General features: G+C 40.5%; 33 protein-coding genes. All 33 read right to left on the bottom strand.

Annotated features, from left to right (window positions below):
* Positions 1 to 219 precede the first annotated feature (219 nt).
* Positions 220 to 609, bottom strand: a complete 390-nt coding sequence (gene rpsK, locus ACIQXU_RS18990) for a 30S ribosomal protein S11 (RefSeq protein WP_040372575.1) — start codon at positions 607 to 609, stop codon at positions 220 to 222.
* 22 nt (positions 610 to 631) lie between these two features.
* The gene (gene rpsM / locus ACIQXU_RS18985; RefSeq protein ID WP_063235804.1) at positions 632 to 997 is read right to left on the bottom strand and encodes a 30S ribosomal protein S13; all 366 of its coding nucleotides are present in this window, start codon (positions 995 to 997) and stop codon (positions 632 to 634) included.
* Between the two features lie 22 nt (positions 998 to 1,019).
* On the bottom strand, positions 1,020 to 1,133 hold the full coding sequence (gene rpmJ, locus ACIQXU_RS18980; RefSeq protein ID WP_003156543.1) for a 50S ribosomal protein L36: 114 nt from the start codon (positions 1,131 to 1,133) through the stop codon (positions 1,020 to 1,022).
* 41 nt (positions 1,134 to 1,174) lie between these two features.
* Positions 1,175 to 1,393: a translation initiation factor IF-1 gene (gene infA, locus ACIQXU_RS18975; protein ID WP_028390440.1), complete on the bottom strand. Its 219-nt coding sequence runs from the start codon at positions 1,391 to 1,393 to the stop codon at positions 1,175 to 1,177.
* A gap of 564 nt (positions 1,394 to 1,957) precedes the next feature.
* Positions 1,958 to 2,611: an adenylate kinase gene (locus tag ACIQXU_RS18970; protein ID WP_402875676.1), complete on the bottom strand. Its 654-nt coding sequence runs from the start codon at positions 2,609 to 2,611 to the stop codon at positions 1,958 to 1,960.
* 58 nt (positions 2,612 to 2,669) lie between these two features.
* Positions 2,670 to 3,965, bottom strand: coding sequence for a preprotein translocase subunit SecY (gene secY, locus ACIQXU_RS18965; RefSeq protein ID WP_402875677.1), 1,296 nt, complete (start codon positions 3,963 to 3,965; stop codon positions 2,670 to 2,672).
* Positions 3,965 to 4,405: a 50S ribosomal protein L15 gene (gene rplO / locus ACIQXU_RS18960; RefSeq protein ID WP_402875679.1), complete on the bottom strand. Its 441-nt coding sequence runs from the start codon at positions 4,403 to 4,405 to the stop codon at positions 3,965 to 3,967. The genes secY and rplO overlap by 1 nt, the downstream gene beginning before the upstream one ends.
* A gap of 32 nt (positions 4,406 to 4,437) precedes the next feature.
* Positions 4,438 to 4,620: a 50S ribosomal protein L30 gene (rpmD, locus tag ACIQXU_RS18955; protein ID WP_402875681.1), complete on the bottom strand. Its 183-nt coding sequence runs from the start codon at positions 4,618 to 4,620 to the stop codon at positions 4,438 to 4,440.
* 16 nt (positions 4,621 to 4,636) lie between these two features.
* Entirely contained in the window at positions 4,637 to 5,137 is a 501-nt protein-coding gene (rpsE, locus tag ACIQXU_RS18950; protein WP_402875683.1) for a 30S ribosomal protein S5, read from the bottom strand.
* 23 nt (positions 5,138 to 5,160) lie between these two features.
* Positions 5,161 to 5,523 carry a 50S ribosomal protein L18 gene (rplR, locus tag ACIQXU_RS18945; protein WP_402875684.1) on the bottom strand — a complete coding sequence of 121 codons (363 nt, stop codon included), beginning with the start codon at positions 5,521 to 5,523 and terminating at the stop codon, positions 5,161 to 5,163.
* Positions 5,524 to 5,555: 32 nt separating this feature from the next.
* On the bottom strand, positions 5,556 to 6,092 hold the full coding sequence (gene rplF, locus ACIQXU_RS18940) for a 50S ribosomal protein L6 (RefSeq protein ID WP_402875686.1): 537 nt from the start codon (positions 6,090 to 6,092) through the stop codon (positions 5,556 to 5,558).
* A gap of 30 nt (positions 6,093 to 6,122) precedes the next feature.
* Positions 6,123 to 6,521 (bottom strand): 30S ribosomal protein S8, encoded by a 399-nt coding sequence (gene rpsH / locus ACIQXU_RS18935; protein WP_285769160.1) that lies wholly within the window; start codon positions 6,519 to 6,521, stop codon positions 6,123 to 6,125.
* Positions 6,522 to 6,551: 30 nt separating this feature from the next.
* Entirely contained in the window at positions 6,552 to 6,737 is a 186-nt protein-coding gene (locus tag ACIQXU_RS18930) for a type Z 30S ribosomal protein S14 (protein WP_402875689.1), read from the bottom strand.
* Positions 6,738 to 6,762: 25 nt separating this feature from the next.
* Positions 6,763 to 7,302 carry a 50S ribosomal protein L5 gene (rplE, locus tag ACIQXU_RS18925; RefSeq protein WP_402875691.1) on the bottom strand — a complete coding sequence of 180 codons (540 nt, stop codon included), beginning with the start codon at positions 7,300 to 7,302 and terminating at the stop codon, positions 6,763 to 6,765.
* A 29-nt stretch (positions 7,303 to 7,331) separates the two neighbouring features.
* Positions 7,332 to 7,643, bottom strand: coding sequence for a 50S ribosomal protein L24 (rplX, locus tag ACIQXU_RS18920; protein WP_402875692.1), 312 nt, complete (start codon positions 7,641 to 7,643; stop codon positions 7,332 to 7,334).
* A gap of 41 nt (positions 7,644 to 7,684) precedes the next feature.
* Positions 7,685 to 8,053 (bottom strand): 50S ribosomal protein L14, encoded by a 369-nt coding sequence (gene rplN, locus ACIQXU_RS18915; RefSeq protein WP_402875694.1) that lies wholly within the window; start codon positions 8,051 to 8,053, stop codon positions 7,685 to 7,687.
* Positions 8,054 to 8,094: 41 nt separating this feature from the next.
* Positions 8,095 to 8,358 carry a 30S ribosomal protein S17 gene (gene rpsQ, locus ACIQXU_RS18910; RefSeq protein ID WP_402875696.1) on the bottom strand — a complete coding sequence of 88 codons (264 nt, stop codon included), beginning with the start codon at positions 8,356 to 8,358 and terminating at the stop codon, positions 8,095 to 8,097.
* Between the two features lie 18 nt (positions 8,359 to 8,376).
* The gene (gene rpmC / locus ACIQXU_RS18905) at positions 8,377 to 8,580 is read right to left on the bottom strand and encodes a 50S ribosomal protein L29 (RefSeq protein WP_034305010.1); all 204 of its coding nucleotides are present in this window, start codon (positions 8,578 to 8,580) and stop codon (positions 8,377 to 8,379) included.
* Positions 8,570 to 9,004: a 50S ribosomal protein L16 gene (gene rplP, locus ACIQXU_RS18900; RefSeq protein WP_402875698.1), complete on the bottom strand. Its 435-nt coding sequence runs from the start codon at positions 9,002 to 9,004 to the stop codon at positions 8,570 to 8,572. Before rplP ends, rpmC begins: the two co-directional genes overlap by 11 nt.
* A gap of 1 nt (position 9,005) precedes the next feature.
* Entirely contained in the window at positions 9,006 to 9,662 is a 657-nt protein-coding gene (gene rpsC, locus ACIQXU_RS18895) for a 30S ribosomal protein S3 (RefSeq protein WP_402875700.1), read from the bottom strand.
* Positions 9,663 to 9,665: 3 nt separating this feature from the next.
* Positions 9,666 to 10,007: a 50S ribosomal protein L22 gene (gene rplV, locus ACIQXU_RS18890; RefSeq protein WP_061440384.1), complete on the bottom strand. Its 342-nt coding sequence runs from the start codon at positions 10,005 to 10,007 to the stop codon at positions 9,666 to 9,668.
* 17 nt (positions 10,008 to 10,024) lie between these two features.
* Positions 10,025 to 10,303: a 30S ribosomal protein S19 gene (gene rpsS, locus ACIQXU_RS18885; protein ID WP_034305018.1), complete on the bottom strand. Its 279-nt coding sequence runs from the start codon at positions 10,301 to 10,303 to the stop codon at positions 10,025 to 10,027.
* A 60-nt stretch (positions 10,304 to 10,363) separates the two neighbouring features.
* Complete coding sequence (gene rplB, locus ACIQXU_RS18880) at positions 10,364 to 11,194, bottom strand: 50S ribosomal protein L2 (RefSeq protein ID WP_402875702.1); 831 nt, start codon at positions 11,192 to 11,194, stop codon at positions 10,364 to 10,366.
* 26 nt (positions 11,195 to 11,220) lie between these two features.
* Positions 11,221 to 11,505 carry a 50S ribosomal protein L23 gene (rplW, locus tag ACIQXU_RS18875; protein ID WP_402875704.1) on the bottom strand — a complete coding sequence of 95 codons (285 nt, stop codon included), beginning with the start codon at positions 11,503 to 11,505 and terminating at the stop codon, positions 11,221 to 11,223.
* A complete protein-coding gene (gene rplD / locus ACIQXU_RS18870) occupies positions 11,505 to 12,128 on the bottom strand; it encodes a 50S ribosomal protein L4 (RefSeq protein WP_402875706.1) in 624 nt (207 codons plus the stop codon). Before rplD ends, rplW begins: the two co-directional genes overlap by 1 nt.
* A gap of 25 nt (positions 12,129 to 12,153) precedes the next feature.
* Positions 12,154 to 12,783, bottom strand: coding sequence for a 50S ribosomal protein L3 (rplC, locus tag ACIQXU_RS18865; protein WP_402875708.1), 630 nt, complete (start codon positions 12,781 to 12,783; stop codon positions 12,154 to 12,156).
* A 39-nt stretch (positions 12,784 to 12,822) separates the two neighbouring features.
* Positions 12,823 to 13,131 carry a 30S ribosomal protein S10 gene (rpsJ, locus tag ACIQXU_RS18860; protein WP_402875709.1) on the bottom strand — a complete coding sequence of 103 codons (309 nt, stop codon included), beginning with the start codon at positions 13,129 to 13,131 and terminating at the stop codon, positions 12,823 to 12,825.
* Positions 13,132 to 13,488: 357 nt separating this feature from the next.
* Positions 13,489 to 14,676: an elongation factor Tu gene (gene tuf, locus ACIQXU_RS18855; protein WP_402875712.1), complete on the bottom strand. Its 1,188-nt coding sequence runs from the start codon at positions 14,674 to 14,676 to the stop codon at positions 13,489 to 13,491.
* A 119-nt stretch (positions 14,677 to 14,795) separates the two neighbouring features.
* Positions 14,796 to 16,874, bottom strand: coding sequence for an elongation factor G (fusA, locus tag ACIQXU_RS18850; RefSeq protein ID WP_402875714.1), 2,079 nt, complete (start codon positions 16,872 to 16,874; stop codon positions 14,796 to 14,798).
* A 44-nt stretch (positions 16,875 to 16,918) separates the two neighbouring features.
* Positions 16,919 to 17,389, bottom strand: coding sequence for a 30S ribosomal protein S7 (gene rpsG, locus ACIQXU_RS18845; protein WP_402875716.1), 471 nt, complete (start codon positions 17,387 to 17,389; stop codon positions 16,919 to 16,921).
* A 21-nt stretch (positions 17,390 to 17,410) separates the two neighbouring features.
* Complete coding sequence (gene rpsL, locus ACIQXU_RS18840; RefSeq protein WP_402875717.1) at positions 17,411 to 17,833, bottom strand: 30S ribosomal protein S12; 423 nt, start codon at positions 17,831 to 17,833, stop codon at positions 17,411 to 17,413.
* Positions 17,834 to 17,937: 104 nt separating this feature from the next.
* Entirely contained in the window at positions 17,938 to 18,186 is a 249-nt protein-coding gene (locus tag ACIQXU_RS18835) for a 50S ribosomal protein L7ae-like protein (protein ID WP_402875719.1), read from the bottom strand.
* 292 nt (positions 18,187 to 18,478) lie between these two features.
* Positions 18,479 to 22,072 (bottom strand): DNA-directed RNA polymerase subunit beta', encoded by a 3,594-nt coding sequence (gene rpoC / locus ACIQXU_RS18830; protein ID WP_402875721.1) that lies wholly within the window; start codon positions 22,070 to 22,072, stop codon positions 18,479 to 18,481.
* Between the last annotated feature and the right edge of the window lie 134 nt (positions 22,073 to 22,206).

The raw sequence follows: 22,206 nt of genomic DNA, 5'->3' as shown, positions 1-22,206 counted from the left end.
TGAGTACAACCGTTTCGATTTTTGGTTTTTCTATTTCGATCATCAACAAACCCTCCTTCAAAACGTCAAAACCCCGGTAAGTAAGCTTGTCACTTAACCGAAATTCCCCATGTATACGTTCCCGCTGTGCGCAACAACTGAAAAATTAATCTTCTGTAAGAACGCAAACTTAGTATTATATCCCATTATTGACAGGAATACAAAATCTATACAGAAAAATTAAACACGGCGACGTTTTGGCGGACGACATCCGTTATGTGGTACTGGAGTTACATCTTTAATTGCAGTTACTTCTAGTCCAGCAGCTTGAAGTGCACGAATAGCAGCTTCACGTCCTGCACCTGGTCCTTTAACTGTAACTTCAAGAGTTTTCATACCATGTTCAATAGATGTTTTAGCAGCAGTTTCTGCAGCCATTTGTGCAGCGAAAGGAGTAGATTTACGAGATCCACGGAATCCTAATGCTCCAGCACTTGACCAAGAAATAGCATTACCATGTGCATCAGTGATAGTAACGATAGTGTTGTTGAATGTTGAACGAATATGTGCAATACCAGTTTCTATATTCTTTTTCACACGACGTTTACGTGTATTAGTTTTGCGTGCCATGAAAAGTAACCTCCTTTACTAATTATTTTTTCTTGTTAGCTACTGTACGACGAGGTCCTTTACGCGTACGTGCATTGTTTTTTGTGTTTTGTCCACGAACAGGAAGACCACGACGGTGACGTAAACCACGGTATGAACCGATTTCCATTAAACGTTTGATGTTAAGGGAAATTTCACGACGTAGATCGCCTTCTACTTTTAACTTGTCAATGATATCACGAATTTTGTTTAATTCGTCTTCCGTTAAATCACGAACGCGAGTTTCTTCAGAGATACCAGCTTCTGCAAGAATTTTAATCGCTGTTTGTTTTCCAATACCATATATATATGTTAATGAGATAACAATTCGTTTGTCACGGGGAATATCTACTCCAGCAATACGTGCCATGCTTGAGTGCACCTCCTTCTATTTAGCCTTGTTTTTGTTTATGTTTAGGGTTTTCGCAAATAACCATAACTTTACCTTTTCTGCGGATAACTTTACACTTTTCGCAGATTGGTTTGACTGATGGTCTGACTTTCATTGCTATCTAACCTCCTTATACAGATCGGAGCGTAACCGGAATTATTTAAACCGGTATGTGATTCTGCCGCGAGTTAGATCATACGGGGAAAGCTCAACCGTAACTTTATCTCCAGGCAAAATGCGAATAAAGTGCATACGAATTTTACCGGATACATGAGCTAAAACAGTATGACCATTTTCTAATTCTACCTTAAACATTGCATTTGGCAAAGTCTCTTGTACTGTGCCTTCTACTTCAATTACATCGTCTTTCGCCATTAAAGTGATTCTCCCTTCTCTATGCGTGAACCTATTACAGGTACACATCTTTCCGTCAACTTTACTCCAGTCCAATTATCCTCAAAAGTCTTACAATTCTGCATCAAGTATTCACCATTTTTGTAGAACCAGGCTTTAACTGAGGACCTTATCAGCTGGACCGAAATGAGGATTTTATGGGTCCTCATGTAAGTCTTGACCGATTCCGTGACCGACATACTCTCAAAAAAAGAGAAGCAATTAGTCTCGACATAGGCTTGAATAGCATGGGAGATGTTTGAAAGGCGCACGCCTGGCATAGCTACTTTCTACCCTCTATATCACGACTCTTTAGGAAATCTACTAGAGTCGTTGCATTTCTTCAACAATTTTGCCGACCGGATATGTCCATGAAGATTACTTAAAACGTAATCGCCCAATTCAGGGAATACCAAGTGCAAGAACCTGATCGATAAATGTGTAAATGCCGTTGCGAAATCCATTATACCCTTTGTATGAAAGGAATGCACCATATTTAAACAGGAAGTTTTAAAATGGCAGGATTTCATAAATTATCAAGAATGATTATTTTTGCAATGGATCAAGTAGCACATCAATGTTTTCAAATACCTTATTAATATCTTGCTGTCCATTAATGTCGACCAAGTACCCTTTTTCTCCGTAGAAATCAAGAAGTGGCTTAGTTTGTTTCAAATTCACATCTAAGCGATTTTGAACCGTTTCTTCATTATCGTCAGCACGTTGATATAAGTCTCCGCCGCAACGGTCACATACATCTTCTTTTGTTGGAGGATTGAAAACAAGGTGATATGTCGAACCACAAGATTTGCAAATGCGACGACCTGTCAATCTTTCCATTAAGATGCTTTTATCAACATTGATATTAATTACAAAATTAATTTTTCGATCTAAATCAGCAAGAATGTTTTCAAGAGCTTCTGCTTGTGCCACAGTACGTGGGAAACCATCAAGTAGAAATCCTTTTACGCAATCTTCCTTGCTTAAACGCTCACGAACAATGCCGATGGTTACTTCATCAGGAACCAATTCGCCCTTATCCATGAATGATTTAGCCTTTAGACCTAATTCTGTTCCATCTTTGATAGCTGTTCGGAACATATCTCCAGTAGAAATATGAGGGATGTTATATTTTTCTACGATTTTTTCGGCTTGAGTACCTTTACCAGCACCCGGTAGCCCCATTAAAACTAGATTCAATGTTCTTCCCCCTCAAACTCTATAATGGGTAAAGGGAACATATCGTTCCCAGAACTCATTACTTTATAAAGCCTTTATAGTGTCTCTTCACTAGTTGTGCTTCTAGCTGTTTCATCGTATCAAGGGCAACCCCGACTACGATTAGCAAACTAGTTCCGCCAATCTGAGCAGATTGTGGAAGATCAGCAAGTTTTATGAAGAATACCGGTAAAACGGCAATGGCTGCTAAGAATAAAGAGCCAACGAACGTTAAGCGATATAAAACACTAGTTAAATATTCTTGTGTACTCTTACCTGGACGAATCCCTGGCACATAGCCACCTTGCTTTTTCAGATTTTCAGACATTTGCTCAGGATTAACCTGAATGAACGCATAAAAATATGAGAAGGCAATAATAAGAGCAACATATATGATCATGCCAATTGGCTTAGTATAATCAAGGTTTGTTGAAATCCAAGTAGTCACGCTATTCTTCCCGAAGAAAGAGGCGATCGTTGTTGGAGTGATAATAAATGCAGTTGCGAAGATTACCGGGATAACACCCGCAGCATTTACTTTCAATGGTAAATGGGTAGATTGACCACCCATTTGCGTACGACCCACCGCAGCACGTTTGGCATATTGGATTGGAATCTTACGTAATGCTTGCTGAATGAAGATTACAGCAACCACGATTGCTAATACTGCTACTATGATAAGGATAATGGTTACAATTCGTAAGAATAGTTGGTCCCCAGCATTTTCAAACTGCTGTGCATAGATCTGGTTGGCCGTATTAGGCAAACTAGATACAATACCAGCAAAGATAATAATGGAAATCCCATTACCGACACCTTTAGCAGTAATCAACTCTCCTAACCACAAAAGAAAAGCTGTTCCTGCCGTTAAGACAGTCGCAATAAGCAAGTATGTTGCAACCCCAGGAGATTCAATTAACGAGCCACCCGACATATTGTTAAATCCATAAGACATACCCAAAGCTTGGATAAATCCAAGGACAATAGTGAAGTAACGTGTAAATTGAGCCAATTTACGGCGCCCTGCCTCCCCTTGTTTCGACCATTCAGTGAACTTTGGAACAACGTCCATCTGTAATAGCTGTACGATGATTGATGCCGTGATATACGGCATGATCCCCATCGCCAAAATAGAGAAGTTTTGCAGTGCTCCGCCGCCAAAGGTATTTAAAAGACCGATGACGCTCATTTGGTCCTGTTCAGCAAGAAAACCGGCATTCACATGCGGTACAGGAATAAATGTACCGATGCGATAGACGATTAACATGAGAAGGGTAAAAATTATCTTATTTCTTATTTCACCCACGCGCATAAAATTGGAGATCGTGCGAAACATTAGATCACCTCTGTGTTACCGCCAGCAGCTTCGATAGCTTCTTTTGCAGTAGAAGAGAATTTGTGAGCTTTAACAGTAAGCTTTTTCTCAATGTTTCCTTTAGCAAGAATCTTGATTCCTGCTTTTTCTTTACTTACGATACCAGTCTCAAGTAAAAGAGCTGGAGTTACTTCAGTACCGTCTTCGAAAAGATTTAACGTATCAAGATTTACGATAGCATAGTCTTTACGGTTAACGTTGGTAAATCCACGTTTAGGCAAACGTCTGAATAGAGGAGTTTGACCCCCTTCAAATCCAAGGCGTACACCGCCGCCAGAGCGAGCGTTTTGTCCTTTGTGTCCTTTACCTGCTGTTTTACCGTTACCAGATCCAATACCGCGACCTTTACGTTTACGTTCTTTACGAGAACCTTCTGCAGATTTTAACTCATGAAGTTTCATGTTGGCACCTCCTTGTTAAGTTAAAAATTATTTTATTGTTCTTTTACAGTAACAAGATGAGATACTTTGGTAATCATACCACGAATCGCAGGGTTGTCATCTTGAACAACCGTTTGATGCATTTTGTGTAAACCCAAAGTGTTAACTGTAACACGTTGATCTTCAGGACGACCGATCAAGCTGCGAGTGAGGGTAATTTCTAATTTATTAGCCATTATACGATTTCCCTCCTTATCCTAACAGTTCTTGTACTGATTTACCACGTAACTTAGCTACGTCCTCAGCACGTTTTAATTGCTTCAATCCTTCGATTGTTGCACGAACCATATTAATAGGTGTGTTAGTACCTAATGATTTAGACAAGATATCACTAATTCCGCCTAATTCAAGGACCGCACGAACAGGACCACCAGCAATAACTCCTGTACCTTCAGAAGCTGGTTTCAAAAGAATGTGACCAGCGCCAAAGTGACCATTCACAAGGTGAGGAATTGTAGTTCCTACCATTGGTACAGTAATTAGATTTTTCTTAGCATCCTCAATAGCTTTACGGATTGCATCCGGAACTTCTTGAGCTTTACCAGTACCAAATCCAACATGACCGTTTTTATCACCTACAACAACTAGTGCAGTGAAACGGAAACGACGTCCGCCTTTAACAACTTTAGCTACACGGTTTACGGTAACTACGCGTTCTTCAAGTTCTAATTTATTAGGATCAATGCTACGCATCTGTATATGTCCCTCCTTATCCATTAAAATTCTAAGCCGTTTTCACGAGCAGCGTCAGCTAATGCTTTAACACGACCATGGAAGAGGTAACCACCGCGGTCAAATACCACAGCTTTTAAACCTTTTTCAATAGCACGTTTCGCAATAAGTTCGCCAACTTTTTGAGCTGCTTCAGCGTTGCTACCAGCTTCAATGCTAATCTCTTTATCAAGAGTTGAAGCACTTGCTAATGTTACGCCTTTTGCATCGTCAATCAATTGTGCGTAAATGTGTTTGTTTGAACGGAACACATTTAAACGAGGACGAGCTTCCGTTCCAGAAATCTTTGCACGTACACGTGCATGGCGTTTCTGACGAGTAGCATTTTTATCAAGCTTCGTAATCATTTACGTCACTCCTTTCGTTTACTTAAGCAGCATTACTTACCAGTTTTACCTTCTTTACGACGAACGAATTCGCCAACATAACGGATACCTTTACCTTTATACGGTTCAGGTGGGCGAGTATCACGAATGTTAGCTGCAAGAGCACCTACACGTTCTTTACTAGCACCTTTAACGATTACTTTTGTATTAGAAGGAACTTCGACTTCAACGCCTGCTTCTGGTTCTATTTCTACAGGGTGAGAATATCCTACGTTAAGGATAAGCTTAGTACCTTGCTTTTGAGCACGGTACCCAACCCCAATAAGTTCTAGTGACTTTTCGAATCCTTTTGAAACTCCTTCAATCATGTTAGCGATAAGAGCGCGAGTAGTACCGTGTAAAGAACGGTGAGCTTTCTCGTCAGACGGGCGTGTAACAGTTACCACGTTCTCTTCAACAACGATTGTAAGATCAGGATTAAATGATCTAGTTAATTCACCTTTAGGGCCTTTAACAGTTACTTCACTTCCGTTTACAGTAACTGTTACGCCTGCAGGGATTTCAACAGGTTTTTTACCTATACGAGACATATTGTGCACCTCCATTCTTGTGAAAATGTATTACCAAACGTATGCTAAAACTTCTCCGCCAACTTGTTTAGAGCGAGCTTCCTTGTCTGTTAAAACTCCGTGAGAAGTAGAAACAATTGCGATACCTAAACCGTTTAGAACGCGTGGTACCTCTCCAGTTTTTGCATATACACGCAAACCAGGTTTGCTGATACGTTTAAGACCAGTGATAACACGTTCGTTGTTTGCACCGTATTTTAAGAAGATACGGATGATACCTTGTTTGTTGTCTTCGATTAATTCAAAGTCACGTACGAAGCCCTCACGCTTTAAGATCTCAGCAATTTCCTTTTTGATCTTTGAAGCAGGAACTTCTAGCTTTTCGTGACGAACCATATTCGCATTACGGATGCGAGTAAGCATATCTGCAATAGGATCTGTCATGACCATTTTATTTTACCTCCTTCCCAAACTCGGGTTTTACCAGCTAGCTTTTTTAACGCCAGGAATTTGTCCTTTATGTGCAAGTTCGCGGAAACAAATACGACATAGTTTAAATTTACGTATTACAGAATGTGGACGGCCGCAACGTTCGCAACGTGTATATTCTTGTACTTTAAACTTTTGTTCGCGTTTTTGCTTTACGATCATAGACTTTTTAGCCACGATTTCGCCTCCCTTTATTTAGAGATTACTTTTGGAACGGCATTCCAACTTGAGTAAGTAGTTCACGAGCTTCTTCGTCAGTGTTGGCAGTCGTTACGATAACGATATCCATACCACGAACTTTGCTCACTTTATCGTAATCAATCTCAGGGAAGATAAGTTGTTCTTTAATACCTAATGTATAGTTCCCACGTCCGTCAAAAGATTTCTTTGAAACGCCGCGGAAATCACGTACACGTGGTAAAGATACAGATACTAGCTTATCAAGGAATTGATACATACGTTCTCCACGTAGTGTAACCTTCGCTCCGATAGGCATACCTTCACGCAAACGGAATCCTGCGATTGATTTTTTAGCTTTAGTTATTACTGGTTTTTGACCAGCGATAAGTGTTAATTCTTCAACTGCTGTATCTAAAGCTTTTGAGTTAGATACTGCGTCACCAACACCCATGTTAATAACGATCTTTTCAATAGTTGGTACTTGCATTACTGATTGATAGTTGAATTTACCCATTAATGATGGTGTAATTTCGCTGTTATATTTTTCTTTAAGGCGGCTCATTGCTTCGTGTACCTCCCTTCATTTATGACTTATTTATCTAAAGATTCACCTGATATTTTAGCTACGCGTACTTTCTTGCCGTTTTCAATCTTATATCCAACACGAGTCGGTTTACCTGTTTTCGGATCAAGAGGCATTACATTGGATGCGTGAATAGCAGCTTCTCGGCTGATAATTCCACCTTGTGGATTAACTTGAGATGGCTTAGAGTGCTTTTTCACAATATTAATTCCTTCAACAAGCACACGATTTTGTTTCGGATATGCTTCAAGAATTGTTCCTTGTTTGCCTTTGTCCTTACCAGAGATGACTACGACTTTGTCACCTTTTTTAACATGCATTAGCTTGGCACCTCCTTGAAAGGCTTTACGAAATTTAACTATTATAAAACTTCTGGAGCTAGAGAAACGATCTTCATGAAACTGTTATCACGTAATTCACGAGCAACAGGTCCAAAAATACGAGTTCCACGTGGGCTCTTATCGTCACGGATAATTACACATGCGTTCTCATCGAAACGAATGTAAGAACCGTCAGGACGACGCATACCACGTTTTGTACGAACAACAACAGCCTTAACGACTTCACCTTTTTTAACAACGCCTCCAGGTGTTGCTTGTTTAACGGTACAAACTATAACATCGCCGATATTAGCATATTTACGTCCAGAACCACCTAGTACTTTAATAGCTAGAACTTCACGTGCACCTGAATTGTCAGCGACTTTTAAACGAGATTCTTGTTGAATCATGTACGGTACCTCCCTTCGGAATTAACTTAATCCGAACAAAATTAAATGATTACTGATTTTTCTACTACTTCTAGAAGACGGAAACGTTTTGTAGCTGAAAGTGGACGAGTTTCCATGATACGTACTACATCGCCTGCTTTAGCTTCATTCAGCTCGTCATGAGCTTTTAACTTTTTAGAGTATTTTACGCGTTTACCGTATAAAGAATGCTTTTTATAGGTTTCTACAACGACTGTTACGGTTTTATCCATTTTGTCGGATACTACGCGGCCAGTGTAGACTTTGCGTTGGTTGCGTTCGCTCATTATGCAAACCTCCATTCATTATCGATTAGTGACACCGATCTCTCTTTGACGAACAACTGTTTTCATACGAGCGATCGATTTGCGAACTTCACGGATGCGAGCTGTATTTTCAAGTTGTCCAGTAGCTAACTGGAAACGAAGATTAAATAGTTCTTCTTTAAGAGATTTTAGTTTTTGTTCAATTTCAGCAGTGGTTAGATCTTTGATTTCATTAGCTTTCATTTGTTTCACCACCAATTTCCTCTCTTTTTACAAACTTACATTTGATTGGAAGTTTGTGTGCTGCAAGGCGCAATGCTTCTCTTGCCACCTCTTCAGATACACCAGAGATTTCAAACAATACTTTGCCCGGTTTAACAACTGCTACCCAACCTTCAGGAGCACCTTTACCGGAACCCATCCGTACTTCAAGCGGCTTAGCAGTGTAAGGTTTGCTTGGGAAGATCTTGATCCAAACTTTACCTCCACGCTTCATGTAACGAGTCATCGCTACACGAGCTGCTTCGATTTGACGGTTAGTGATCCAGGAAGCTTCTTGGGCTTGAAGTCCAAATTCTCCGAAATGAACTTCACGTCCGCCTTTAGCCATCCCTCTCATCTTACCGCGATGTTCACGACGGTATTTTACGCGTTTTGGCAATAACATATTATTTTCCTCCTTCCTCAGATTTCTTCTTAGTAGGAAGAACTTCTCCACGGTAGATCCAAACTTTCACGCCTAGCTTCCCGTAAGTAGTATCTGCTTCAGCATGAGCATAATCTATGTCAGCACGAAGTGTGTGAAGTGGAACTGTTCCCTCGCTGTAGTGTTCAGCACGAGCAATATCTGCACCGCCAAGACGACCAGAAACTTGAGTTTTGATTCCTTTAGCGCCTGAACGCATTGTACGTTGAATAGCTTGTTTTTGAGCACGACGGAATGAAACACGATTTTCTAATTGACGAGCGATGTTCTCAGCAACCAATTTCGCATCAAGATCTGCTCTTTTGATTTCGATGATATTGATGTGAACTCTTTTGCCAGTTAATTGGTTTAATGCTTTACGAAGTGCTTCAACTTCAGTGCCGCCCTTACCGATAACCATACCTGGTTTAGCAGTATGAACTGATACATTGATGCGGTTAGCTGCACGTTCGATTTCAACCTTGGATACAGAAGCATCACTTAGACGTTTCGCGATATACTCACGAACTCTAAGGTCTTCATGCAAAAGAACTGCGTAGTCTTTATCAGCGTACCATTTGGATTCCCAATCACGGATGATCCCGATACGCATACCGACTGGATTTACCTTTTGACCCACAGATTACCCCTCCTTCTTTTCTGATACAACGATTGTAATATGACTAGTACGTTTGTTAATTGCACTCGCACGACCTTGAGCGCGAGGACGGAAACGTTTTAATGTTGGTCCTTCGTTAACGTATGCCTCTGAAACGACTAGGTTATTGATATCCATTTCGTAGTTATGTTCTGCATTTGCGATAGCAGATTTCAGAATTTTTTCTACGACTGGAGAAGCAGATTTTGGTGTTAAGCGAAGAATCGCTACTGCTTCACCTACTTGTTTTCCTCGAATTAAGTCTGCGACTAAACGCACTTTACGAGGAGCAATACGAACTGTTCTAGCGACAGCTTTTGCTTGCATGAGATGCCCTCCTCTCATTAACGTCTTGTTTTCTTGTCATCACTTGCGTGACCTTTATAAGTGCGTGTAGGCGCGAATTCGCCTAGTTTGTGACCTACCATGTCTTCTGTTACATAAACCGGCACATGCTTACGACCGTCATAAACAGCGATTGTATGTCCGATGAATTGCGGGAAGATTGTTGAGCGACGAGACCAAGTTTTTACTACCTGTTTCTTGTCTGCTTCATTTAATTTTTCAACTTTTACCAATAAATGATCATCAACAAAAGGCCCTTTTTTTAAGCTACGACCCATGCGAGTACCTCCCTTCGTGATCGTTCTACGGTCCGATTAATGAACCGTAGCTCAACCCCGTTATTTTTTACGACGACGAACGATAAATTTATCGGATTTATTTTTCTTCTTACGTGTTTTGAATCCAAGAGTTGGTTTACCCCAAGGAGACATTGGTGATTTACGTCCGATTGGTGCTTTACCTTCACCACCACCGTGTGGGTGATCATTCGGGTTCATTACTGATCCACGTACAGTTGGGCGTTTACCTAACCAACGATTACGACCAGCTTTACCAATGTTGATAAGTTCATGTTGTTCGTTACCAACTTGACCGATTGTAGCACGGCAAGTAGCAAGAATCATACGAACCTCACCAGAATTTAAACGTACAAGAACATAACGACCTTCTTTACCAAGTACTTGTGCAGATGTACCTGCAGAACGGACTAATTGTCCACCTTTTCCTGGTTTTAATTCGATGTTATGAATTACTGTACCAACTGGGATGTTAATTAGAGGAAGTGCGTTACCCACTTTAATATCGGCTTCTGGGCCAGACATAACTTCCAAACCTACTTCTAGGTTTTTAGGAGCTAGGATATAACGTTTTTCTCCATCAACGTAATTAATTAATGCAATGTTTGCAGAACGATTTGGATCGTACTCAATAGTAGCAACGCGTCCTGGTATACCATCTTTATTCCGTTTGAAATCGATGATACGGTATTGACGCTTGTGGCCGCCACCTTGATGACGAACTGTTAACTTACCTTGGTTATTACGGCCGCCTTTATTGTGTAAAGGAGCAAGTAATGATTTTTCGGGTTTGTCTGTAGTAATCTCAGCAAAATCCGAAGTTGTCATATTACGTCGACCGTTAGAGGTAGGTTTATACTTCTTAATCGCCATTTGTATTTCCCTCCTTCTCTAATGAATTAAGCTTCGAATAGCTCGATTTCTTTGCTGTCAGCAGTTAATTTAACAATAGCTTTACGGCGCTTGTTAGTATAGCCTGCATGTTTGCCCATGCGTTTGAATTTACCTTTGTAGTTCATGATATTTACCTTTTCAACTTTTACGCCGAAAACTTCTTGAACCGCATCTTTAACTTGAGTTTTGTTAGCTCTAACATCAACTTCAAAAGTATACTTCTTTTCAGCCATAGCGTCTGAAGAAGCTTCTGTGATTACGGGGCGCTTAATGATATCGCGTGCATCCATTATGCAAGCACCTCCTCTACTTTTTCGACAGCTGATTTAGTCAAGATCAATTTGTTGTGTGAAACAACATCAAGAACATTAAGACCAACAGCTTCAACCACAGTAACACCTGGGATGTTACGTGCAGAAAGAGCAACCTTCTCATCTAAACCGTCAGTAACGATCAACGTTTTAGTATCTACAGAAAGATTTTTTAGTACAGCTACAAATTCTTTCGTTTTTGGAGCTTCGAAAGTCAAGCTTTCAAGTACTAAGATGTTTTCTTCCAATGCCTTTGCAGACAATGCAGATTTAATAGCTAAGCGACGTACCTTTTTAGGCAACTTGTAAGAGTATGATCTTGGAGTTGGTCCAAAAACGATACCACCGCCACGCCATTGTGGAGAACGGATAGAACCTTGACGCGCACGTCCAGTTCCTTTTTGTTTCCAAGGTTTACGTCCACCGCCTGCAACTTCAGAACGGTTTTTAACTTTATGAGTTCCTTGACGTAAGGAAGCTCGTTGCATGATGATTGCTTCAAATAACACATGATTATTAGGTTCGATACCAAAGATGGATTCGTTTAGCTCGATGTCGCCAACTTGTGAACCTGTTTGGTTGAACAATGTAACTTTTGGCATTCTATTGCTCCTCCTTTCTCAGAAATTACTTTGCTTTAACAGCAGTTTTAACTTTGATCAGCGCTTTTCTAGCACCAGGTACATTACCTTTGACCAATAGTAGATTACGTTCAACATCAACTTTAACGATAGCTAAGTTTTGAACAGTAACTTGTTCCCCACCCATACGTCCTGGTAATAGTTTACCTTTGAATACGCGGTTTGGAGCAACAGGACCCATTGAACCTGGGCGACGGTGGTAACGAGAACCATGAGTCATCGGTCCGCGAGATTGTCCGTGGCGTTTAATAGCACCTTGGAAACCTTTACCTTTTGAAATTCCTATTACATCTACTAAATCGCCTTCAGCGAAAATACTAACATTGACTTCTTGACCGATCTCGTATGAAGCAAGATCCGTTCCGCGGAATTCGCGAATGAAGCGCTTAGGAGTAGTATTTGCTTTTTCAACGTGTCCCTTTTCAGGTTTGTTAGAAAGCTTTTCGCGTTTGTTTTCAAAACCAACTTGAATTGCTTCATAACCGTCAGTTTCAACAGTTTTCTTTTGAAGTACTACATTGTTAGCAGCTTCGATTACTGTTACCGGGATAAGTTCGCCATTTTCAGCAAAAACTTGAGTCATACCGATTTTTCTTCCTAAGATTCCTTTGGTCATAAGTCACACCTCCTAGAGTAATTGTTCTTATTATATAAATTATAATTTAATTTCGATGTCAACGCCTGACGGTAAATCTAAACGCATCAATGAATCAACTGTTTGCGGAGTTGGATTAACGATATCGATTAGACGTTTATGCGTACGCATTTCGAATTGTTCGCGAGAGTCTTTGTATTTATGAACCGCACGAAGGACCGTATAGATAGATCTTTCAGTTGGCAATGGAATTGGACCAGCAACAGTCGCACCAGAACGTTTTGCAGTTTCAACAATTTTCTCAGCAGATTGATCAAGGATTCTGTGATCATATGCTTTCAAACGAATACGAATTTTTTGTTTTGCCATAATTTTCCCTCCTTTTCGCCTATTTTATAAAATAGACCTTCTCAATGGAAATTTCCCACACACTCGCCATGGCAAAGCGGCCGGGTGTGTCAGCAACCTTCCATATCATCGCAGTCAAAGACCAACATTGTCTATTATACATAACACACAAGTTAAATGCAAGTTAAACTTAAATCTTTCTTGTGCAACACACTTTTATTATTATACATACAATCTTTAGGATTTACAAGTAGATTCTATATGTCTATTTCTAACCAGTTTCTTCTATTATAATCCTAAAGGCAAAAAAAAGAAGCAGACGGCGTCCCATCTGCTTCTTCCGGAAGGCGTCCCTTCCAATATTCGATTTAGAATCGATTATTCTTGGATTGTAGCAACTACACCAGCGCCAACAGTACGTCCACCCTCACGGATAGAGAATTTAGTACCTTCTTCGATAGCGATAGGAGCGATAAGTTCTACTGACATTTCAATGTTATCTCCAGGCATAACCATTTCTACGCCTTCAGGAAGGTTACAAATACCAGTTACGTCAGTTGTACGGAAGTAGAACTGCGGACGGTAGTTTGTGAAGAATGGAGTATGACGTCCACCTTCTTCTTTAGAAAGAACATAAACTTCAGCTTTGAATTTGCTGTGTGGAGTGATTGTATTTGGCTTAGCAAGTACTTGTCCACGTTGGATATCTTCACGAGCAACACCACGAAGTAGAGCTCCGATGTTGTCACCAGCTTCAGCATAATCAAGAAGTTTACGGAACATTTCAACACCAGTTACAGTTGTTGGTTTTGCTTCGTCGTTGAAACCGATGATGTCTACAACGTCACCGACTTTAACTTGTCCACGTTCAACACGTCCTGTAGCAACTGTTCCACGACCAGTGATTGAGAATACATCCTCAACTGGCATCATGAATGGTTTGTCAGTGTCACGAGTTGGTTCTGGAATGTACTCGTCAACAGCAGCCATTAATTCATGAATTTTTTCTTCCCAAGCAGCATCTCCTTCAAGAGCTTTAAGAGCAGAACCTTTGATAACTGGAACGTCATCGCCAGGGAAATCGTATTCAGAAAGAAGATCACGAATTTCCATTTCTACTAATTCAAGAAGTTCTTCGTCATCAACCATGTCGCATTTGTTCATGAATACAACTAGGAAAGGAACACCAACTTGTTTAGAAAGAAGGATGTGCTCACGAGTTTGAGGCATTGGGCCATCAGCAGCAGAAACTACTAAGATACCACCATCCATTTGTGCAGCACCAGTGATCATGTTTTTAACATAGTCAGCATGTCCTGGGCAGTCAACGTGTGCATAGTGACGAGTAGCTGTTTCGTACTCAACGTGTGCAGTAGAGATTGTGATACCACGTTCTCTTTCTTCTGGTGCACCATCAATTTGGTCATACGCGCGTGCTTCTGCTCCACCAGCTTTAGCAAGTACAGTAGTGATTGCAGCAGTTAGAGTTGTTTTACCATGGTCAACGTGTCCAATTGTTCCAACGTTAACATGCGGTTTTGAACGATCATATTTAGCTTTTCCCATTAGGAATTCCTCCTTAAAAATATAAAAATAGTTTAAGTATATAAGGGCTGTGAAAGAAGATAAATTCTTCCAACACAGCTTACATAAGTAGTTATACTTTAATAAGAGATGAAAATCAATTATTCACCTTTATTTTTTTTGATGATTTCTTCAGAAATGCTCTTAGGTACTTCTTCATAGTGATCGAAGTGCATAGAGAATGTTCCGCGTCCTTGAGTGTTTGAACGTAATGAAGTTGCATAACCGAACATTTCGGATAGTGGAACCATCGCTTTAACCATTTGAGTGTTTCCGCGAGCTTCCAAACCTTCTACGCGTCCACGACGAGATGTAATATCTCCCATGATATCGCCTAGGTAATCTTCAGGGATTACAACTTCCACTTTCATGATAGGTTCAAGGATAACCGGCTTACATTTTGAAGCAGCATTTTTAAGCGCCATTGATGCAGCGATTTTAAATGCCATTTCATTGGAGTCAACGTCATGGTAAGATCCGTCGAATAATTTTGCTTTAATATCAACTAATGGGTAACCAGCAAGTACTCCACGGTCAAGTGAATCAACTAATCCAGCTTGTACTGCAGGAATATACTCACGAGGTACTACACCACCGACGATAGCATTTTCAAATTCGAATCCTTTACCTTCTTCGTTTGGTCCAAATTCAATCCAAACGTGTCCGAATTGTCCACGTCCACCAGATTGACGAACGAATTTACCTTCAACTTTAGCTGAACCACGGAAAGTTTCACGGTAAGCAACTTGAGGAGCACCTACGTTAGCTTCCACTCTGAATTCACGACGCATACGGTCAACAAGGATGTCCAAGTGAAGTTCACCCATACCAGCGATAATTGTTTGACCAGTTTCTTGGTCAGTATGCGCACGGAATGTTGGATCTTCGTCTTGAAGCTTTTGTAAAGCTTGAGACATTTTGTCTTGATCTGCTTTCGATTTTGGTTCAACAGAAAGTGAGATAACTGGTTCTGGGAATACCATTGATTCAAGGATAACTTGATCCTTATCATCACATAGTGTATCACCAGTAGTCGTATCTTTCAAACCAACAGCTGCAGCGATATCCCCAGCATATACTGTAGAAATCTCTTCACGGCTGTTTGCATGCATTTGAAGGATACGTCCAATACGTTCACGTTTACCTTTTGTTGAGTTGATTACATATGATCCAGATTCTAATGTACCAGAGTACACACGGAAGAATGTAAGCTTACCAACATAAGGGTCTGTCATAACTTTAAACGCTAAAGCAGAGAACGGTTCAGAATCATCTGAGTGACGTTCTACTTCTTCTTCAGTATCCGGAAGAGTACCTTTGATTGCAGGTACGTCTAATGGAGATGGAAGGAAGTCAATAACGTTATCAAGCATTAATTGAACACCTTTATTTTTGAACGCTGAACCACAGATAACTGGGAAGAATTCAACATTAACGGTTGCAGTACGGATAGCAGCTTTTAATTCAGCAATGCTGATCTCTTCGCCACCAAGGTATTTTTCCATTAAGTCTTCATTAACTTCAGCCACCGCTTCGATTAATTTCTCACGGTACTCTTCAGCTAATTCAAGGTGTTCTGCAGGAATTTCACCAACAGTGATATCAGTTCCTAAATCATTTGAGTAGAAATGAGCTTTCATTTCAATTAAGTCAATGATAGCGGAAAAATTATCTTCAGCACCAATTGGTAATTGGACCGGATGAGCGTTTGCTTGCAAACGATCGTGGATAGTTCCTACTGAATAAAGGAAGTCCGCACCGATTTTGTCCATTTTGTTAACGAATACGACACGTGGTACACCGTATGTTGTAGCTTGGCGCCAAACTGTTTCAGTTTGAGGCTCAACACCTGATTGGGCATCAAGTACAGCTACAGCTCCATCAAGTACACGTAGAGAACGTTCAACTTCAACTGTGAAATCTACGTGTCCCGGTGTATCAATGATGTTTACGCGGTGACCTTTCCACTGTGCAGTTGTTGCAGCGGATGTGATCGTGATTCCACGTTCTTGTTCTTGCTCCATCCAGTCCATTTGTGAAGCACCTTCGTGTGTTTCACCAATTTTGTGGATTTTACCAGTATAGTAAAGAACGCGTTCTGTTGTAGTCGTTTTACCAGCATCAATATGTGCCATGATACCGATATTACGAGTATTTGCTAAGGAGAACTCTCTTGCCATTTGTCTTTCTCCTTCCTATTATAAGGATTTTATTGTTATTGATCTTACCAGCGATAGTGAGCAAATGCTTTGTTAGCTTCTGCCATTTTGTGCGTATCTTCACGTTTCTTAACAGCTGCTCCAGTGTTGTTTGCAGCATCCATGATTTCGAAAGCTAAACGCTCTTCCATCGTTTTTTCTCCACGAAGGCGAGAGTAGTTTACTAACCAACGAAGACCTAGAGTTGATTTACGGTCTGGACGTACCTCAACTGGTACTTGGTAGTTAGCTCCACCCACACGGCGTGCTTTTACTTCTAATACAGGCATGATGTTTTTAAGTGCTTGATCAAACACTTCGATTGGCTCATTGCCAGTACGTTCTTTAATTAACTCAAATGCAGAGTAAAGTATTTTTTGTGATTTTCCTCTTTGTCCATCAACCATTAATTTGTTGATTAAGCGAGTCACAAGTTTAGATTTATAAATTGGATCTGGTAATACATCTCTTTTTGTTACGGGTCCTTTACGAGGCATTATATTTCCTCCTTTCTCGGATTATTTTTTTGCTGCTTTCGGACGCTTAGTACCGTATTTAGAACGGCTTTGCATACGATTGTTAACTCCTGCTGTATCAAGAGCACCACGTACGATATGGTAACGTACCCCTGGTAAATCCTTTACACGTCCACCGCGGATTAGTACCACGCTGTGTTCTTGTAAGTTGTGACCGATACCTGGGATATAAGCTGTTACCTCGATACCGTTAGTTAAACGTACACGCGCATATTTACGTAAAGCGGAGTTTGGTTTTTTCGGTGTCATAGTTCCCACACGAGTACAAACACCACGTTTTTGCGGAGATGATACGTTAGTTTGTGCTTTCTTAAAGCTGTTGTAGCCTTTGTTAAGTGCTGGAGAGTTAGATTTAACCTCTTTAGACTCGCGTCCTTTACGCACTAATTGATTAATAGTAGGCATTACATTTTTCCTCCCTTCGCAATTTCATGTCTAGTACCACACATCCAGGTGGTTCATAAATGGGTAAAAACAAAGTCCTTGCAAATAGTATTGCAAAAACATTTTTACTTTTTAATGGCAACAGTTGCTGCTCCGACATCAATACCACATGCTTTTCCAAGCATTTTCATCGAATCAACATATGTGATAGGAACATCCACTAGTTTAGCGGTCTCAACAACACGCCCAGTCAAGTATATATCTGCATCATCAGCGATGATAACTTCTTGAATTAAATTGTTCTTCAAAGCTCTAACTGTTTGTTTCGTTCCTATAACCACTGACTTTGCCTGTATTACTTTTTCATAAGACATGGTCCATATCCTCCAAAGTTACAGGGTAACATAGGAGCACCTTTGCTATAGTATCATTTTTAGTCAGATGCTGTCAACTTGTTTCAAAAAATTATTTAAGCAAAAGGTTTTCCAGTTAAATCATTCTATAGGTTTTTAAGTCTACCAAATTGGTTCTATCATAACTAATTTTTTACTGATTACTCTTTATTAATAAAAAGAAACCAGCTCATTTAATCCGAACCTCAATCCCCCAATATCGTTAGGGGGATCAAGTTCTTCAGTATTTATATGAGCTGGGTCTAATTATCCTTTAGTCAACCGATACTGTCTCAGGATTCTCTACGACAACAGGGTTAGCTTTTCTGTAGCGAGGCATACCTGTTCCAGCTGGAACAAGTTTACCGATGATAACATTTTCTTTCAGTCCAAGCAATTCGTCGCGTTTTCCTTTAATTGCTGCATCAGTCAATACTCTAGTTGTTTCTTGGAATGATGCTGCAGACAAGAAGGAATCCGTTTCAAGTGATGCTTTTGTAATTCCTAGTAATACAGGACGACCTGTAGCAGGTAGCTTGCTGGTTAGCAATGCGTTTGTGTTTGCCACGGTGAACTGGTTAACATCCAATAGCGTACCTGGAAGAACTTCAGTTTCCCCTGCATCAAGAACACGAACTTTACGCATCATTTGTCTAACCATAACCTCGATATGTTTATCGCCGATTTCTACCCCTTGCATCCGGTATACTTTCTGTACTTCATGAAGTAGGTATTCCTGAACAGTAAGAACATCCGTAACTTTCAACAATTCTTTAGGATCGATAGAACCCTCTGTTAACTCCTCGCCTCGACGAACGAAAGTATCAACAGACACTCTTAAACGCGCTGTGTATGGCGCTGTATAAGTACGTGATTCAACCGCACCTTGGACCACGATTTCTTGTTGTTTATCGCGGATTTCATTGATTGAAACGATAGTTCCCTCAATTTCAGAAATAACTGCTTGACCTTTAGGGTTCCTCGCTTCAAATATTTCTTGGATACGAGGTAAACCTTGAGTAATATCGTCTCCGGCAACCCCACCTGTATGGAATGTACGCATTGTTAACTGAGTACCAGGTTCACCGATTGATTGGGCAGCAATGATACCAACTGCTTCTCCCACTTCAACTTCCTGACCGGTAGCCAAGTTACGTCCGTAACATTTCTTACATACACCATGACTGGTGTTACATGTAAAGGCAGAGCGAATCCATGCAGTTTCAATACCTAGAGATGCAATATAAGCTGCTAGATCCTCAGTGATAAGGTCATTCTCAGCCACAATTACTTCATCTGTTTCTGGATGTCTAATGGCTTTTCTTGCATATCGGCCAATTAAACGTTCTTCAAGATGCTCGATTATTTCTGTTCCCTCTCTCAAGGCAGAAATTTTCAAGCCGCGGTCTGTTCCACAGTCATCATCACGGATGATAACATCTTGGGCTACGTCTACTAGACGACGTGTAAGGTAACCAGAATCGGCAGTTTTAAGGGCTGTATCGGCAAGACCTTTACGAGCACCATGTGTAGAGATAAAGTACTCTAACACTGTTAAACCTTCACGGAAACTTGATTTGATCGGTAATTCGATGATACGTCCAGCCGGGTTGGCCATCAGTCCACGCATACCCGCAAGCTGCGTGAAGTTGGAAGCATTACCACGGGCACCGGAGTCACTCATCATGAAGATCGGATTGCGTCGGTCAAGAGATTTCATCAGTTTAGACTGAATAGTATCTTTTGCTGCGCTCCAGATCGAAATGACGCGATCATAACGCTCATCTTCGGTAATTAGACCACGTCTAAATTGTTTTAGGACGTTATCCACTTTTGTTTGAGCTTCCGTAATGATTTCTTGTTTTTCTTTTAATACAACAATATCAGCTACACCAACAGTGATACCTGCTTTTGTCGAATATTTGAATCCAAGATTTTTCATCCGGTCAAGCATTTTAGATGTTTCGGTGATTTTGAAACGTTTAAACACTTCCGCAATGATATTACCAAGAATTTTCTTCTTGAATGGATCAATAGCTGGTTGTGCTTTAATCAATTCAGGGATATTAGCGCCTTTTTCCACGAAATATTTCTCTGGAGTTTTAGTTTCCAAGTTATAACGTGTAGGTTCGTTAATATATGGGAATGATTTTGGCAAAATTTCATTAAAGACCAATTTACCAACGGTAGTGATTAGAAGCTGGCTGTTTTGTTCTTCCGTGAACGTTTCATTATTCAGTGATGATGCATGCACTGCGCAACGAGAATGTAAGTGAACATAACCATTTTGGTATGCAAGCAACGCTTCACTAGTATCTTTAAAGATCATACCTTCACCGATAGCGCCTTCTCTTTCTAATGTTAGGTAGTAGTTACCTAATACCATATCTTGAGAAGGAGTAACGACTGGTTTTCCATCTTTAGGATTCAAGATGTTCTGGGCAGCAAGCATTAGCATACGTGCTTCAGCTTGAGCTTCAGAAGATAAAGGAACGTGGACGGCCATTTGGTCACCATCAAAGTCAGCGTTATATGCTGTACATACTAACGGATGCAAACGAATTGCACGGCCTTCAACCAATGTTGGCTCAAACGCTTGAATACCCAGTCTATGAAGAGTTGGTGCACGGTTAAGTAAAACTGGATGCTCCCTAATGACTTCTTCAAGTACATCCCAAATCTCAGGAGATAGTCGTTCAATTTTTCGTTTTGCAGATTTGATGTTATGAGCTAATCCTCTTTGAACGAGTTCCTTCATAACGAATGGTTTGAATAATTCAATCGCCATCTCTTTCGGCAGACCACATTGGTACATTTTCAGGTTAGGACCAACTACGATTACAGAACGACCAGAGTAATCGACACGTTTACCAAGAAGGTTCTGACGGAAACGACCTTGTTTACCTTTTAACATGTGTGATAAAGATTTCAATGGGCGGTTACCCGGACCAGTTACTGGGCGACCACGACGTCCATTATCGATTAAAGCGTCAACGGCTTCTTGAAGCATACGCTTTTCATTTTGGACGATAATGCTTGGAGCGCCAAGATCAAGCAATCTTTTCAAACGATTGTTACGGTTAATAACACGACGATATAGATCATTTAAGTCAGATGTCGCAAAACGACCGCCATCTAATTGAACCATTGGACGAAGTTCTGGTGGTATAACTGGAAGCACATCAAGAATCATCCATGAAGGCTCGTTACCAGAATTACGGAAGGCTTCTAATACTTCCAAGCGTTTGATTGCACGAGTTCTACGTTGTCCTTGAGCTGTCTTAAGCTCTTCTTTCAACGTTTCTACTTCTTTTTCCGTATCAATGTCTTGTAAAAGTTTTTTAATAGCTTCCGCACCCATTGCAGCTTGGAACTTCTTACCGTATTTTTCACGGTATGTACGATATTCTTTTTCAGAAAGAAGTTGTTTCTTTTCTAAAGTTGTATCGCCAGTTTCAGTTACCACATAAGATGCGAAGTAAATAACTTCTTCTAATGCCCGTGGAGACATATCCAGGACAAGACCCATACGACTCGGAATTCCTTTGAAATACCAAATATGTGAAACTGGTGCTGCCAGCTCAATATGACCCATTCGTTCACGACGGACTTTAGCACGCGTGACTTCAACCCCACAACGGTCACAAACTACGCCTTTATAACGAACACGTTTATATTTACCACAGTGACATTCCCAGTCCTTTTGAGGTCCGAAAATTCTCTCACAGAATAAACCGTCTTTTTCTGGTTTTAACGTACGATAGTTGATTGTTTCTGGTTTTTTAACTTCCCCATGAGACCAAGAACGAATCTTGTCTGGTGAAGCAAGACCAATTTTCATATACTCAAAATTATTAACATCTAACAAGGGGCCTACCTCCCTTTTAATCTCCAGGTTTTACCCTGATTGCCTTCATTCATTCGGGCAATCTAAACCGGATGATGGGTGATTGAATCAATAAGACTCCGACAAGGCAGCAGGATCTTTAAAGAAAAACCTTG

The sequence above is a fragment of the Peribacillus sp. NPDC097284 genome (assembly GCF_044761765.1).
Lineage (GTDB): Bacteria > Bacillota > Bacilli > Bacillales > DSM-1321 > Peribacillus.
Note: the sequence above shows the minus strand (reverse complement) of the source record. Positions and strands in the feature narration are given on the sequence as shown.

Excerpts from the sequence above, each read along its gene's own strand:
- rpmJ (WP_003156543.1), bottom strand. The coding sequence starts at position 1,133 with ATGAAAGTCAGACCATCAGTCAAACCAATCTGCGAAAAGTGTAAAGTT.
- rplW (WP_402875704.1), bottom strand. The coding sequence starts at position 11,505 with ATGGATGCACGCGATATCATTAAGCGCCCCGTAATCACAGAAGCTTCT.
- rplV (WP_061440384.1), bottom strand. The coding sequence starts at position 10,007 with ATGCAAGCAAAAGCTGTCGCTAGAACAGTTCGTATTGCTCCTCGTAAA.
- rplO (WP_402875679.1), bottom strand. The coding sequence starts at position 4,405 with ATGAAACTTCATGAGTTAAAATCTGCAGAAGGTTCTCGTAAAGAACGT.
- rpsG (WP_402875716.1), bottom strand. The coding sequence starts at position 17,389 with ATGCCTCGTAAAGGACCCGTAACAAAAAGAGATGTATTACCAGATCCA.
- ACIQXU_RS18835 (WP_402875719.1), bottom strand. The coding sequence starts at position 18,186 with ATGTCTTATGAAAAAGTAATACAGGCAAAGTCAGTGGTTATAGGAACG.
- rpsQ (WP_402875696.1), bottom strand. The coding sequence starts at position 8,358 with ATGAGCGAACGCAACCAACGCAAAGTCTACACTGGCCGCGTAGTATCC.
- secY (WP_402875677.1), bottom strand. The coding sequence starts at position 3,965 with ATGTTTCGCACGATCTCCAATTTTATGCGCGTGGGTGAAATAAGAAAT.
- rplF (WP_402875686.1), bottom strand. The coding sequence starts at position 6,092 with ATGTCTCGTATAGGTAAAAAACCTGTTGAAATCCCTGCAGGCGTAACA.
- rplN (WP_402875694.1), bottom strand. The coding sequence starts at position 8,053 with ATGATTCAACAAGAATCTCGTTTAAAAGTCGCTGACAATTCAGGTGCA.
- infA (WP_028390440.1), bottom strand. The coding sequence starts at position 1,393 with ATGGCGAAAGACGATGTAATTGAAGTAGAAGGCACAGTACAAGAGACT.
- rpmC (WP_034305010.1), bottom strand. The coding sequence starts at position 8,580 with ATGAAAGCTAATGAAATCAAAGATCTAACCACTGCTGAAATTGAACAA.
- rpsH (WP_285769160.1), bottom strand. The coding sequence starts at position 6,521 with ATGGTCATGACAGATCCTATTGCAGATATGCTTACTCGCATCCGTAAT.
- rplR (WP_402875684.1), bottom strand. The coding sequence starts at position 5,523 with ATGATTACGAAGCTTGATAAAAATGCTACTCGTCAGAAACGCCATGCA.
- rpsJ (WP_402875709.1), bottom strand. The coding sequence starts at position 13,131 with ATGGCAAAACAAAAAATTCGTATTCGTTTGAAAGCATATGATCACAGA.
- rplE (WP_402875691.1), bottom strand. The coding sequence starts at position 7,302 with ATGAGCCGCCTTAAAGAAAAATATAACAGCGAAATTACACCATCATTA.
- rplP (WP_402875698.1), bottom strand. The coding sequence starts at position 9,004 with ATGTTATTGCCAAAACGCGTAAAATACCGTCGTGAACATCGCGGTAAG.
- rplC (WP_402875708.1), bottom strand. The coding sequence starts at position 12,783 with ATGACCAAAGGAATCTTAGGAAGAAAAATCGGTATGACTCAAGTTTTT.
- tuf (WP_402875712.1), bottom strand. The coding sequence starts at position 14,676 with ATGGGAAAAGCTAAATATGATCGTTCAAAACCGCATGTTAACGTTGGA.
- rplD (WP_402875706.1), bottom strand. The coding sequence starts at position 12,128 with ATGCCAAAAGTTACATTGTTCAACCAAACAGGTTCACAAGTTGGCGAC.
- rplX (WP_402875692.1), bottom strand. The coding sequence starts at position 7,643 with ATGCATGTTAAAAAAGGTGACAAAGTCGTAGTCATCTCTGGTAAGGAC.
- rpsE (WP_402875683.1), bottom strand. The coding sequence starts at position 5,137 with ATGCGTAGCATTGATCCTAATAAATTAGAACTTGAAGAACGCGTAGTT.
- rpsM (WP_063235804.1), bottom strand. The coding sequence starts at position 997 with ATGGCACGTATTGCTGGAGTAGATATTCCCCGTGACAAACGAATTGTT.
- fusA (WP_402875714.1), bottom strand. The coding sequence starts at position 16,874 with ATGGCAAGAGAGTTCTCCTTAGCAAATACTCGTAATATCGGTATCATG.
- rpmD (WP_402875681.1), bottom strand. The coding sequence starts at position 4,620 with ATGGCTAATAAATTAGAAATTACCCTCACTCGCAGCTTGATCGGTCGT.
- rpsL (WP_402875717.1), bottom strand. The coding sequence starts at position 17,833 with ATGCCTACTATTAATCAATTAGTGCGTAAAGGACGCGAGTCTAAAGAG.
- rpsS (WP_034305018.1), bottom strand. The coding sequence starts at position 10,303 with ATGGGTCGTAGCTTAAAAAAAGGGCCTTTTGTTGATGATCATTTATTG.
- rpsK (WP_040372575.1), bottom strand. The coding sequence starts at position 609 with ATGGCACGCAAAACTAATACACGTAAACGTCGTGTGAAAAAGAATATA.
- rplB (WP_402875702.1), bottom strand. The coding sequence starts at position 11,194 with ATGGCGATTAAGAAGTATAAACCTACCTCTAACGGTCGACGTAATATG.